We start from the raw sequence: 12,670 nt of genomic DNA, 5'->3' as shown, positions 1-12,670 counted from the left end.
CCCGGCCTGCGGACGTTGTCGGTGCCGCCGGATAGCCTGACCGCGCAGGATGGACAGGAATGAGGAGGCAACGGACTAAGGTGCGTGTACTCGGTGTGGATCCCGGGCTGACCCGCTGCGGCGTCGGTGTGGTCGAGGGTGTCGCGGGGCGACCGTTGACCCTGCGTGGCGTAGGAGTCGTCCGTACGCCCGTGGACGCGGAGCTGGGCGACCGCCTCGTCGCCATCGAGCAGGGCATCGAACAGTGGCTGGACGAGCACCAGCCCGAATGTGTCGCGGTGGAGCGCGTGTTCAGTCAGCACAACGTCCGTACGGTGATGGGCACGGCCCAGGCCAGCGCGGTGGCCATGCTCTGCGCCGCCCGGCGCGGCCTCCCCGTCGCCCTGCACACCCCGAGTGAGGTCAAGGCCGCCGTCACCGGCAACGGACGCGCCGACAAGGCCCAGGTCGGAGCCATGGTCACCCGCCTGCTGCGGCTCGACGCTCCCCCGAAACCCGCCGACGCCGCCGACGCCCTCGCACTCGCCATCTGCCACATCTGGCGGGCCCCCGCCCAGAACCGGCTCCAGCAGGCCGTCGCCCTGCACGCAACCAAAGCACCGATCGCCGACAGAGCGTCGATCGCATCGAAAGGCCGCCCCGCATGATCGCCTTCGTCAGTGGCCCGGTCGCCGCCCTCGCCCCGGACTCCGCGGTGGTCGAGGTGGGAGGGATCGGCATCGCCGTCCAGTGCACGCCCAACACCCTGTCCGGGCTCCGCATGGGCCGCCCGGCCAAGCTCGCCACCTCCCTTGTCGTCCGGGAGGACTCGCTGACCTTGTACGGCTTCGTGGACGACGACGAACGCCAGGTCTTCGAACTGCTGCAGACGGCGAGCGGCGTGGGCCCCCGGCTGGCACAGGCGATGCTCGCCGTGCACAGCCCCGACGCACTGCGCCGAGCGGTGGCCACCGGCGACGAGAAAGCGCTCATCGCCGTCCCCGGCATCGGCAAGAAGGGCGCCCAGAAGCTCCTCCTGGAACTCAAGGACCGCCTGGGCGAACCGATCGGCGCACCCGTGATCGGTACCGCGATCACCACCGGCTGGCGCGACCAACTGCACGCGGCCCTGATCGGCCTCGGCTACGCGACCCGCGAGGCCGACGAGGCCGTCTCGGCCGTGGCACCCCAGGCCGAGGCCACCGAAGGCACGCCCCAGGTGGGCCAGTTGCTGAAGGCCGCGCTCCAGACGCTCAACAGAACACGCTGACGCACGCACTGACGCTTCACCCATCCGACCGCGACCCGCGAGGCACACGCAATGAACTGGGACGACACGACCGACGAGACCGCCCCCGAGGGGCTCGTCGGTCCCGCCGCGGAGCGGCTGGTGGGCTCTGTCGCCGATGGTGAGGACCAGGCCGTCGAGGCAGCCCTGCGCCCCAAGGACCTGGACGAGTTCATCGGCCAGGAGAAGGTCCGCGAGCAGCTCGACCTGGTCCTGCGGGCGGCACGCGCGCGGGGTGCCACCGCCGACCACGTCCTGCTCTCCGGCGCCCCGGGCCTCGGCAAGACCACGCTCTCGATGATCATCGCGGCCGAGATGGGCGCCCCCATCCGCATCACCTCCGGCCCCGCCATCCAGCACGCCGGCGACCTGGCCGCGATCCTCTCCTCCCTCCAGGAGGGCGAGGTCCTCTTCCTCGACGAGATCCACCGCATGTCCCGGCCCGCCGAGGAGATGCTGTACATGGCGATGGAGGACTTCCGCGTCGACGTGATCGTCGGCAAGGGCCCCGGCGCCACGGCGATCCCCCTCGAACTACCGCCCTTCACCCTGGTCGGCGCCACCACACGCGCGGGTCTGCTGCCGCCGCCGCTGCGCGACCGCTTCGGCTTCACCGCGCACATGGAGTTCTACGAACCTGCCGAGCTGGAGCGCGTCATCCACCGCTCGGCGAACCTCCTCGACGTCGAGATCGACACGGCCGGCGCCGCCGAGATCGCGGGCCGCTCACGCGGCACACCCCGTATCTCCAACCGTCTGCTGCGCCGCGTACGGGACTACGCGCAGGTCAAGGCGGACGGCGTCATCACGCGCGACATCGCCGCGGCCGCCCTCGCCGTCTACGAGGTGGACGCCCGCGGCCTCGACCGCCTCGACCGGGGCGTGCTCGAAGCCCTGCTCAAGCTCTTCGGCGGCGGCCCCGTCGGCCTCTCGACGCTCGCCGTCGCCGTGGGGGAGGAGCGCGAGACGGTCGAGGAGGTCGCCGAACCCTTCCTCGTCCGCGAGGGACTGCTCGCCCGGACCCCCCGGGGCCGGGTGGCGACGCCCGCCGCTTGGGCCCATCTCGGACTCACCCCGCCACGCGGCACGACCGGCGGAAACGGACAACAGGACCTGTTCGGGGCGTGACCGTCTCGTGACGGCGCGGTACTCGCCCGGCAAGGAACCCCGGTGACATGCTGTGCGTTGTTCCATCACGGTGGACTCGCTTAGACTCCGCCGATGCCGCCCTTGTCGGCAGCACACATACCCCCAACCATCAGGCCGCTCGCCATCGCGGTCGTGTGAAGGAAGTTCCGACCCGTGAGTCTCGTGACCCTCCTCCCGTTCATCGTGCTCATCGGGGCCATGATCCTGATGACCCGATCGGCCAAGAAGAAGCAGCAGCAGGCCGTCGACATGCGGAACCAGATGCAGCCCGGTTCCGGCGTCCGCACGATCGGGGGCATGTACGCGACCGTCAAGGAGGTCAGCGAGGACACGGTCCTCCTCGACGCCGGGCCGGGCGTCGAGCTGCTGTTCGCCAAGAACTCCATCGGTGCCGTCCTCAGCGACGAGGAGTACAACCGCATCGTCCACGGCATCGAGCACGACCTGAAGTCCGACGTCGTCCCGGACGACGCCTCCTCCCTCACCGAGACCGACGAGCCCTCCGACGACGCTTCCGCCGCTTCCGACGACAAGCCCATCGACCTCGGCAAGAAGGACGCGTCCGACGACGCGGCCGACGAGACCGCCGAGGCGAAGGCCGCCCACAAGGCCGACGAAGCAGAGCCGAAGAAGACCGACGGCGAGTCCGACGCGAAGTAGTCACGTCCCGGGAGTGCGAGCGAGAACCGCCCGCGCCCTGGGCACGTGCCGTTTTCGCCCGGATTCCCCGACACCAGTCATGGCCGTCCCGCGCTGACCCCGCGCACGGCGGCCCGAGAGGGAGTACGAGAAGGTGGCAGCACCGAAGAAGGGCCGGAGCGCGAGCGCCCAGGGCAAGCCTGGGCGCGCGCTGGCCCTCATCCTGATCGCCATCGTGGCGCTCACCGGGGGAATGTTCGCCTCCGGACACACCACTCCGCGTCTCGGCATCGACCTGGCCGGTGGTACGAGCATCACGCTGACGGCGATCAACGAGCCCGGCCAGCCCAACGCGATCAACAAGACCAACATGGACACAGCGGTCGAGATCATGAGCCGTCGTGTCAATGGTCTGGGTGTGTCGGAGTCAGAGGTCCAGACCCAGGGCCGTGACAACATCATTGTCAACATTCCCAAGGGCACGAACTCCAAGGAAGCCCGGGACCAGGTCGGTACCACCGCCAAGCTGTACTTCCGTCCGGTCCTGCAGGTGGAGGCCTCGGGCGCGACGGCCACCCCGAGTGCCCCTCCGAGCTCCAGCGGCAGCGCCTCGCCGAGCCCGACGACCTCCGACGACACGGACAAGGCAGCCTCCTCCGAGTCCGCCAGCCCGTCGGCCACCGCCACCTCGCAGGGGCGTGCGGTGACGGACGCGATCAAGGCAGACCCCACGCCTTCCACGACCTCCTCGGAGTCCCCCAAGGCCTCCGAGAGCGCGCCGGCCGCCAGCCCGACCGCCGACCCACAGATCCAGGCGCTCCAAGCGGCGTACGCGAAGCTCGACTGCACCGACCCGAAGCAGCAGGCCCAGGCCGGCAAGGGCAAGAGCACGGAGCCCGTCGTCGCCTGTGGCAAGGAGAACGGCGGCTGGAGCAAGTTCGTGCTCGGCCCGGTCGGCGTCGACGGCACGGAGATCACGAAGGCCGAGGCCATCCTCGACACGACCCAGGGCTCAGGCTGGAAGGTCGTCATGAACTTCGACTCCAAGGGCGAGAAGAAGTTCACCGACGTCACCACCACGCTGTCGAGCCAGACCTCCCCGCAGAACCAGTTCGCGATCGTCCTCGACGACGAGGTGGTCTCCCACCCCGAGGTCAACGGGCCCATCACCGGCGGCAAGGCCGAGATCTCCGGCAGCTTCACGCAGGAAGAGGCCCAGAACCTCTCCAACATGCTGTCGTACGGCGCTCTCCCCCTGACCTTCAAGGAGTCCAGCGTCACCACGGTCAGCCCCGCGCTCGGTGGTGAGCAGCTGGAGGCCGGTCTGATCGCGGGTGCGATCGGTCTGGCCCTGGTCATGATCTACCTGATCGTCTACTACCGCGGCCTGTCGCTCATCGCCATCGCCTCGCTGCTGGCCTCCGCGATCCTGACCTACGTGATCATGACGCTGCTCGGCCCGACCATCCACTTCGCGCTGAACCTGCCGGCCGTCTGCGGTGCCATCGTCGCGATCGGCATCACAGCGGACTCGTTCATCGTGTACTTCGAACGCGTCCGGGACGAGATCCGCGAGGGCCGTTCGCTGCGGCCCGCGGTCGAGCGGGCCTGGCCGCGGGCCCGGCGCACCATCCTGGTCTCCGACTTCGTGTCGTTCCTCGCCGCCGCGGTGCTGTTCATCGTCACCGTCGGCAAGGTCCAGGGCTTCGCGTTCACGCTCGGTCTGACGACCGTGCTCGACGTGGTCGTCGTCTTCTTCTTCACCAAGCCGCTGTTGACGCTGCTGGCCCGCACCAAGTTCTTCGGCAACGGCCACAGCTGGTCCGGCCTGGACCCGAAGCGACTGGGCGCCCGGCCTCCGCTGCGCCGCACTCGCCGTCCCGCCGCCCCCGCCGACCCGAAGGAGGCCTGAGATGTCGAAGCTCGGTGACCTCGGAGCCCGACTCCACCGCGGCGAGGTCGGTTACGACTTCGTCGGTAACCGCAAGCTCTGGTACGGCGTCTCCATCCTGATCACCATCACGGCCATCCTCGGCCTGGGGGTGCGCGGCATGAACATGGGCATCGAGTTCCAGGGCGGTGCCGTCTTCACCACGCCGAAGACGAGCGTCTCGGTCTCCCAGGCCGAGACGTACGCCGAAGAGGCCTCCGGCCACGACGCGATCGTCCAGAAGCTCGGCAACGACACCCTGCGCATTCAGATCTCAGGTGTGGACACGGGCAAGTCGGACCAGATCAAGGACGACCTCGCCAAGGACCTCAAGGTCGACTCGGAAGCGATCAACGCCGACCTGGTCGGCCCCAGCTGGGGTGACCAGATCGCCAACAAGGCCTGGCAGGGCCTGGGGATCTTCCTGGTCCTCGTGGTGATCTACCTGGCGATCGCGTTCGAGTGGCGCATGGCCATCGCCGCCTTCGTCGCCCTGATCCACGACATCACCATCACCATCGGCATCTACGCCCTCGTCGGCTTCGAGGTGACGCCGGGTACGGTGATCGGTCTGCTGACGATCCTCGGTTACTCGCTCTACGACACGGTCGTCGTCTTCGACAGCCTCAAGGAGCAGACGAAGGACATCACCAAGCAGAGCCGGTGGACCTACAGCGACGTCGCGAACCGCTCGATCAACAGCACCCTGGTGCGGTCGATCAACACCACGGTGGTCGCGCTGCTGCCGGTCGCAGGCCTGCTGTTCATCGGTGGCGGTGTCCTCGGCGCGGGCATGCTCAACGACATCTCGCTGTCGCTGTTCGTCGGCCTCGCGGCAGGCGCGTACTCGTCGATCTTCATCGCCACGCCGCTCGTCGCCGACCTCAAGGAGCGCGAGCCGCAGATGAAGGCCCTCAAGAAGCGCGTGCTCGCCAAGCGGGCCCAGGCCGAGCGCGACGTGGATCCGACAGGCGACGAGTCGTACGACGACGAGCCGGCGGACGTCACCCCCGCGGTCGTCGGCCCGCGTGCCCAGTCCGGGAGCCGCAGCCGGGGCCGGGGCGGGAAGCGGCGATGACCGAGCTCGCAGAAGTCACGACGCTGCTGCTCAGCCGCATACGCGATGTCGCGGACTACCCGGTGCCGGGCGTGATGTTCAAGGACATCACCCCGCTGCTGGCCGACCCGGCGGCGTTCACCGCGCTGACGGACGCGCTGGCGGAGCTGGCCCTGCGGCACGGCGCCACGAAGATCGTCGGCCTGGAGGCCCGGGGCTTCATCCTGGGCGCCCCGGCCGCCGTCCGCGCGGGCGTCGGCTTCATCCCCGTACGCAAGGCGGGCAAGCTCCCCGGAGCCACGCTCGGCCAGGCCTACGACCTGGAGTACGGCTCCGCCGAGATCGAGGTGCACGCCGAGGACCTGACCGCGGGCGACCGCGTCATGGTCATCGACGACGTCCTCGCCACCGGCGGCACCGCCGAGGCCTCCCTCCAGCTGATCCGCCGCGCGGGCGCCGAGGTCGCCGGTGTGGCGGTCCTGATGGAGCTGTCCTTCCTGGCGGGCCGGCAGCGCCTGGAGTCCGCGCTGGCCGGGGCCCCGCTGGAGGCCCTGATCACCGTCTGACCCGCAGCACACGACACCCGACGGGCGCCCCGGAATCCTTTCCGGGGCGCCCGTCGCACGTCCCGGCACACGGAACGCGCCGCAGCCCACGCCCGCGCGCACCACGGCTCCTACCAGTGCGTGTACCACCGCGCGCACCACGGCGCGGACCTCGAGCCGGGCCCCGAGGAATCCGGTTCCCGTCTCCGGTGTTTCACGGGTTGACGGCCTTCACAGTGGCCTGAAGGCGATCCTGACGCGCGGGATCGCTACCATGGGTGCTCCGGAGCCTGACCGGGGGACCCGGATCGCGCACGAGGAGCCCTCTTGGCAGACGAGGCCCAGCACCTGACCGCCGCCAAGCCCGAGTCCGCCTCGGGCCCCGCGGCCAAGCCCGCGCAGAACACGACGAAGGCGAACCCCGAGAGCGCCGCCACGTCCGCGCAGGGCTCGGTCGAGCACGCCCAGTCCGCGCCCGCCGACAAGGCCGCCGGCCCGTCGCGCCCCAAGCCCGCCGCACCCGAGAGCCCCGCGCCCGCGCCCACTCCGGCGCCCCCGGTACGCCCCGCCGCCACCGGCCAGCCCGCCCGCTCCGGCTCCTCCAACCGCGTACGCGCCCGGCTCGCCCGGCTCGGTGTCCAGCGCTCCAACCCGTACAACCCGGTCCTGGAGCCTCTGCTGCGGATCGTGCGCAGCAACGACCCGAAGATCGAGACGGCGACGCTCCGCCAGATCGAGAAGGCCTACCAGGTCGCCGAGCGCTGGCACCGAGGCCAGAAGCGCAAGAGCGGCGACCCGTACATCACGCACCCGCTCGCCGTCACCACCATCCTCGCCGAGCTGGGCATGGATCCGGCCACCCTGATGGCGGGCCTGCTGCACGACACGGTCGAGGACACCGAGTACGGCCTCGACCAGCTCCGCCGCGACTTCGGCGACTCCGTCGCCCTCCTCGTCGACGGCGTCACCAAGCTCGACAAGGTCAAGTTCGGCGAGGCCGCCCAGGCCGAGACCGTGCGCAAGATGGTCGTCGCCATGGCCAAGGACCCGCGCGTCCTGGTCATCAAGCTCGCCGACCGCCTGCACAACATGCGCACCATGCGCTACCTCAAGCGCGAGAAGCAGGAGAAGAAGGCGCGCGAGACCCTCGAGATCTACGCGCCCCTCGCCCACCGCCTGGGCATGAACACCATCAAGTGGGAGCTGGAGGACCTCGCCTTCGCGATCCTCTACCCCAAGATGTACGACGAGATCGTCCGGCTGGTGGCCGAGCGGGCACCGAAGCGTGACGAGTACCTCGCCATAGTGACCGACGAGGTGCAGCAGGACCTGCGGGCCGCCCGCATCAAGGCGACCGTCACCGGCCGCCCGAAGCACTACTACAGCGTCTACCAGAAGATGATCGTCCGCGGCCGTGACTTCGCGGAGATCTACGACCTGGTCGGCATCCGCGTCCTGGTGGACACCGTCCGCGACTGCTACGCGGCCCTGGGCACCGTCCACGCCCGCTGGAACCCGGTTCCGGGGCGGTTCAAGGACTACATCGCGATGCCCAAGTTCAACATGTACCAGTCGCTGCACACGACGGTCATCGGGCCCAACGGCAAGCCCGTCGAACTCCAGATCCGTACGTTCGACATGCACCGCCGCGCCGAGTACGGCATCGCCGCGCACTGGAAGTACAAGCAGGAGGCTGTCGCCGGCGCCTCCAAGGTGCGCTCGGACCAGCCGAGGACCACCGGCAAGGACGACCACCTCAACGACATGGCCTGGCTGCGTCAGCTGCTGGACTGGCAGAAGGAGACCGAGGACCCCGGCGAGTTCCTGGAGTCCCTGCGCTTCGACCTGTCCCGCAACGAGGTCTTCGTCTTCACACCGAAGGGCGACGTGATAGCGCTGCCGGCCAGCGCCACCCCCGTCGACTTCGCCTACGCGGTCCACACCGAGGTCGGCCACCGCACCATAGGCGCCCGGGTCAACGGCCGGCTGGTCCCGCTCGAATCCACCCTCGACAACGGCGACCTGGTGGAGGTCTTCACCTCCAAGGCGGCCGGCGCGGGCCCCTCCCGCGACTGGCTCGGCTTCGTGAAGTCGCCGCGGGCCCGCAACAAGATCCGCGCCTGGTTCTCCAAGGAGCGGCGCGACGAGGCCATCGAGCAGGGCAAGGACGCCATCGTCCGCGCGATGCGCAAGCAGAACCTGCCGATCCAGCGCATCCTCACCGGCGACTCACTGGTCACCCTCGCCCACGAGATGCGCTACCCCGACATCTCCGCCCTCTACGCGGCCATAGGCGAAGGCCATGTCTCCGCGCAGAGCGTGGTGCAGAAGCTGGTCCAGGCCCTCGGTGGCGAGGAGGCGGCCACCGAGGAGATGGACGAGGCCGTACCGCCCACCCGCGGCCGCGGCCGCAAGCGGCGCGGCAGCAACGACCCCGGTGTCGTGGTCAAGGGTGTCGACGACGTCTGGGTCAAGCTCGCCCGTTGTTGTACGCCCGTCCCCGGCGACCCCATCATCGGCTTCGTCACCCGCGGCAGCGGCGTATCGGTTCACCGCAGCGACTGCGTCAACGTCGAGTCGCTGTCCCGCGAGCCCGAGCGCATCCTCGAGGTCGAGTGGGCACCCACCCAGTCGTCGGTCTTCCTCGTCGCCATACAGGTCGAGGCCCTGGACCGCAGCCGTCTGCTGTCGGACGTCACCCGTGTCCTGTCCGACCAGCACGTCAACATCCTCTCCGCGGCCGTCCAGACCTCCCGCGACCGCGTCGCCACCTCCCGCTTCACCTTCGAGATGGGCGACCCGAAACACCTCGGCCACGTCCTGAAGGCCGTACGCGGCGTGGAAGGCGTGTACGACGTGTACCGGGTGACATCGGCACGGAGGCCGTAGCGGGCCGGTGAACGGCCGGCGGAAGGCCGGACGAACGAGTGAGGGGCTCCCGTACGGTGCGTACGGGAGCCCCTCACTCGTGTGCCGTCGGTGTCAGCCGCCGAACTCCTGCAGACCCTTCAGCGCCTGGTCCAGCAGGGCCTGGCGGCCGTCGAGCTCGCGCTGGAGCTTGTCGGCCCTGGCGTTGTTGCCCTGGGCGCGGGCGGCCTCGATCTGGCCCGTCAGCTTGTCGACGGCGGCCTGGAGCTGGCCCGTGAGACCGGCGGCGCGGGCGCGGGCCTCCGGGTTGGTGCGGCGCCACTCGGCCTCCTCGGCTTCCTGGATCGCCCGCTCCACCGCGTGCATCCGGCCCTCGACCTTCGGGCGGGCGTCGCGCGGCACATGGCCGATGGCCTCCCAGCGCTCGTTGACCGAGCGGAAGGCGGCACGGGCCGTCTTCAGATCCGTCACCGGCAGGATCTTCTCCGCCTCCCCGGCCAGCTCCTCCTTGAGCTTGAGGTTCTCCGACTGCTCCGCGTCACGCTCGGCGAACACGGAGCTGCGGGCGGCGAAGAAGACGTCCTGGGCGCCGCGGAAGCGGTTCCACAGGTCGTCCTCGTGCTCGCGCTGGGCGCGGCCCGCGGCCTTCCAGTCGGCCATCAGCTCGCGGTAGCGCGCCGCCGTGGGACCCCAGTCGGTCGAGTTCGACAGCGCCTCGGCCTCCGCGACCAGCTTCTCCTTGGTCTTGCGGGCGTCCTCGCGCTGCGCGTCGAGCTGCGCGAAGTGGGCCTTGCGACGCTTGGAGAACGCCGAGCGGGCGTGCGAGAAGCGGTGCCAGAGCTCGTCGTCGGACTTGCGGTCCAGCCGCGGCAGACCCTTCCAGGTGTCCACCAGCGCGCGCAGCCGCTCACCGGCGGACCGCCACTGGTCGGACTGGGCCAGTTCCTCCGCCTCGGTGACCAGGGCCTCCTTGGCGTGCCGAGCCTCGTCGGACTGCTTCGCCCGCTGCTGCTTGCGCTCCTCGCGGCGTGCCTCGACCGTCTCGACGAGCTTGTCCAGCCGCACCTTGAGCGCGTTCAGGTCACCGACGGCGTGGTGCGCGTCCACCTGCTCGCGAATGTGGTCGATAGCGGCCTGGGCGTCCTTCGCCGACAGGTCGGTGGTCTTCACACGCTTCTCGAGGAGGCCGATCTCGACAACCAGGCCCTCGTACTTGCGCTCGAAGTAGGCCAGCGCCTCCTCGGGGGAGCCGGCCTGCCAGGAACCGACGACCTGCTCGCCGTCGGCCGTACGCACGTACACGGTCCCCGTCTCGTCGACGCGGCCCCACGGGTCGCTGCTCACAGCGCCTCCTCCACATGATGCCTGCAAGGGGCCTCAGCGCCCCCGAGCATCGTCCACAGTTTCGTCACGGCCAACATAGGCGACCGGCGGGTTGCCTGTCCGCATCCCGCGCGACCGAAATTTCACCGTCGGTGGTCAGGACTTCTTGACAGTCGCCTTGTCGATCACAACGGTCGCATTGGGCGTCCCATCACCCATGCCGGTGTTCTCGCCGGCCTTGGCGATCTTCGTGAGGACCTTCATGCCCGCCTCGGAGATCGTGCCGAACGGGGTGTAGTTGGCCGGCAGCGGGCTGTCCTGGAAGACGAGGAAGAACTGGCTGCCGCCGCTGTTCTTGCCCTCGCCCGTCTGGGCGTTGAACTGGTTCGCCATCGCGACCGTGCCCGCCGGGTACACATCGCCCTTCAGGCGCGAGTCCTTCAGGTTCTCGTCCGGGATCGTGTAGCCGGGACCGCCCATGCCGGTGCCCTGGGGGTCACCGCACTGCAGGACGTAGATGCCCTGCGTGGTGAGCCGGTGGCACTTGGTGTGGTCCAAGTAGCCCTTGTTCACCAGGAAGTTGAACGAGTTCACGGTGTGCGGGGCCTTCGCCGCGTCCATCGTTATGGGGATGGAACCGCAGGTCGTCCGCAGATCCATCGTGTACTTCGCGGTCTTGTCGACGGTGATCGCGGGTTCCTTCTTGTAGGTGAGCTTCTTCACCTTGCCCGCGGCCGGCTTCTCGCAGGGGTCCGGCGCCTTGCTGGCGCTGGGCGAGGTGCTCGGGGACACCTCGGCGCTCGCGTTGTCCTTCTTGTCGTCGCCCTTGAGGACGTCGGTCGTGTAGAGCGCCACACTGCCCACCAGGATCACGCCGAGGACCGAGGCGATCACGGCGTTGCGGACATGGGCCTTGCGCCGCGCGGACGTGCGTCGCTGCTGCTGCCGCAAGAACTTCTCCCGGGCGAGCTGACGCCGCCGCTGATCCTGGCTGACCACGGGGTTCTCTCCTCATGCGTCTCGTACGTCGACAGGTGCGTCGCGCGTCTCGTGAGTCGACTGTTTGCGTGTGACCCGTACCGTATATGGGTTCGCTGAGGAAACGGCAGCGCCGGTAGGCTCTGATCCACAGCAACCCACCCTCGTACGACACAAGAAGGACGATCGTGCTCATTGCCGGGTTCCCCGCCGGGGCCTGGGGGACCAACTGTTATCTGGTCGCCCCCGCCGCCGGTGAGGAGTGCGTGATCATCGACCCGGGCCACCAGGCCACCCAGGGAGTCGAGGAGACGCTGAAGAAGCATCGGCTCAAGCCCGTCGCCGTCGTCCTCACCCACGGCCACATCGACCACGTGGCCTCGGTCGTCCCGGTGTGCGGCGCGCACGACGTACCGGCGTGGATCCACCCCGAGGACCGGTACATGATGAGCGACCCCGAGAAGGCGCTCGGCCGTTCCATCGGCATGCCGCTCATGGGCGAGCTGACCGTGGGGGAGCCGGGTGACGTCAAGGAGCTGACCGACGGCGCGAAGCTCGAACTGGCCGGTCTGGAGCTGTCCGTCGCGCACGCGCCCGGCCATACCAAGGGGTCGGTGACCTTCCGGATGCCCGAGAACACGGAGATCCCCTCCGTGTTCTTCTCCGGGGATCTGCTCTTCGCCGGCTCCATCGGACGCACCGACCTGCCCGGCGGTGACATGGCCGAGATGCTCGACTCGCTGGCCCGCGTGTGCCTGCCGCTCGACGACTCGACCGTGGTGCTGTCCGGCCACGGCCCCCAGACGACCATCGGCCAGGAGCGCGCCACCAACCCGTATCTGCGGCAGGTGGCCGCCGGCGGCCAGGGAGCGGGTCCGACGACCCCTCCCCGACGAGGAATGTGACGAGAGACC

The 12,670-nt window shown here is 69.4% G+C and carries 11 protein-coding genes; 9 read left to right on the top strand and 2 right to left on the bottom strand.

Translation table 11 applies throughout. From position 1 onward, the window contains the following. Positions 1 to 80 precede the first annotated feature (80 nt). The 8 genes from ruvC (at position 81) to OG202_RS09800 (ending at position 9,476) form a co-directional block, all read left to right on the top strand. Positions 81 to 647, top strand: a complete 567-nt coding sequence (gene ruvC / locus OG202_RS09835) for a crossover junction endodeoxyribonuclease RuvC (protein ID WP_326585905.1) — start codon at positions 81 to 83, stop codon at positions 645 to 647. Continuing rightward, entirely contained in the window at positions 644 to 1,249 is a 606-nt protein-coding gene (gene ruvA / locus OG202_RS09830) for a Holliday junction branch migration protein RuvA (protein ID WP_326584093.1), read from the top strand. Before ruvC ends, ruvA begins: the two co-directional genes overlap by 4 nt. 51 nt (positions 1,250 to 1,300) lie before the next feature. After that, positions 1,301 to 2,395 carry a Holliday junction branch migration DNA helicase RuvB gene (gene ruvB / locus OG202_RS09825; RefSeq protein WP_327730573.1) on the top strand — a complete coding sequence of 365 codons (1,095 nt, stop codon included), beginning with the start codon at positions 1,301 to 1,303 and terminating at the stop codon, positions 2,393 to 2,395. 174 nt (positions 2,396 to 2,569) lie between these two features. After that, positions 2,570 to 3,076: a preprotein translocase subunit YajC gene (yajC, locus tag OG202_RS09820; protein WP_326584095.1), complete on the top strand. Its 507-nt coding sequence runs from the start codon at positions 2,570 to 2,572 to the stop codon at positions 3,074 to 3,076. 133 nt (positions 3,077 to 3,209) lie between these two features. Then, complete coding sequence (gene secD / locus OG202_RS09815; protein ID WP_327730574.1) at positions 3,210 to 4,967, top strand: protein translocase subunit SecD; 1,758 nt, start codon at positions 3,210 to 3,212, stop codon at positions 4,965 to 4,967. A gap of 1 nt (position 4,968) precedes the next feature. Further along, positions 4,969 to 6,063: a protein translocase subunit SecF gene (secF, locus tag OG202_RS09810; protein ID WP_326584097.1), complete on the top strand. Its 1,095-nt coding sequence runs from the start codon at positions 4,969 to 4,971 to the stop codon at positions 6,061 to 6,063. Beyond that, positions 6,060 to 6,608 carry an adenine phosphoribosyltransferase gene (locus OG202_RS09805; RefSeq protein ID WP_326584098.1) on the top strand — a complete coding sequence of 183 codons (549 nt, stop codon included), beginning with the start codon at positions 6,060 to 6,062 and terminating at the stop codon, positions 6,606 to 6,608. The genes secF and OG202_RS09805 overlap by 4 nt, the downstream gene beginning before the upstream one ends. Positions 6,609 to 6,914: 306 nt before the next feature. Further along, on the top strand, positions 6,915 to 9,476 hold the full coding sequence (locus OG202_RS09800) for a RelA/SpoT family protein (RefSeq protein ID WP_327730575.1): 2,562 nt from the start codon (positions 6,915 to 6,917) through the stop codon (positions 9,474 to 9,476). A 93-nt stretch (positions 9,477 to 9,569) separates the two neighbouring features. Here the strand turns inward: OG202_RS09800 and OG202_RS09795 are convergent, their stop codons facing one another. Continuing rightward, a complete protein-coding gene (locus OG202_RS09795) occupies positions 9,570 to 10,799 on the bottom strand; it encodes a DUF349 domain-containing protein (RefSeq protein WP_326584100.1) in 1,230 nt (409 codons plus the stop codon). 135 nt (positions 10,800 to 10,934) lie between these two features. Continuing rightward, positions 10,935 to 11,777, bottom strand: a complete 843-nt coding sequence (locus tag OG202_RS09790; RefSeq protein ID WP_328222610.1) for a peptidylprolyl isomerase — start codon at positions 11,775 to 11,777, stop codon at positions 10,935 to 10,937. 167 nt (positions 11,778 to 11,944) lie between these two features. Here OG202_RS09790 and OG202_RS09785 point away from each other — a divergent pair, with 167 nt between their 5' ends. Next, entirely contained in the window at positions 11,945 to 12,661 is a 717-nt protein-coding gene (locus tag OG202_RS09785) for an MBL fold metallo-hydrolase (RefSeq protein WP_326584102.1), read from the top strand. The last annotated feature ends 9 nt before the right edge of the window (positions 12,662 to 12,670 follow it).

This window comes from Streptomyces sp. NBC_00310, assembly GCF_036208085.1.
Lineage (GTDB): Bacteria > Actinomycetota > Actinomycetes > Streptomycetales > Streptomycetaceae > Streptomyces.
The sequence above is the reverse complement of the archived record's forward strand: the minus strand, read 5'-3'. Positions and strand labels throughout refer to the sequence as shown.

What these genes read in the sequence shown, in the direction of transcription:
- ruvA (WP_326584093.1), top strand. Translation starts at nt 644, where the DNA reads ATGATCGCCTTCGTCAGTGGCCCGGTCGCCGCCCTCGCCCCGGACTCC.
- ruvB (WP_327730573.1), top strand. Translation starts at nt 1,301, where the DNA reads ATGAACTGGGACGACACGACCGACGAGACCGCCCCCGAGGGGCTCGTC.
- secF (WP_326584097.1), top strand. Translation starts at nt 4,969, where the DNA reads ATGTCGAAGCTCGGTGACCTCGGAGCCCGACTCCACCGCGGCGAGGTC.
- OG202_RS09805 (WP_326584098.1), top strand. Translation starts at nt 6,060, where the DNA reads ATGACCGAGCTCGCAGAAGTCACGACGCTGCTGCTCAGCCGCATACGC.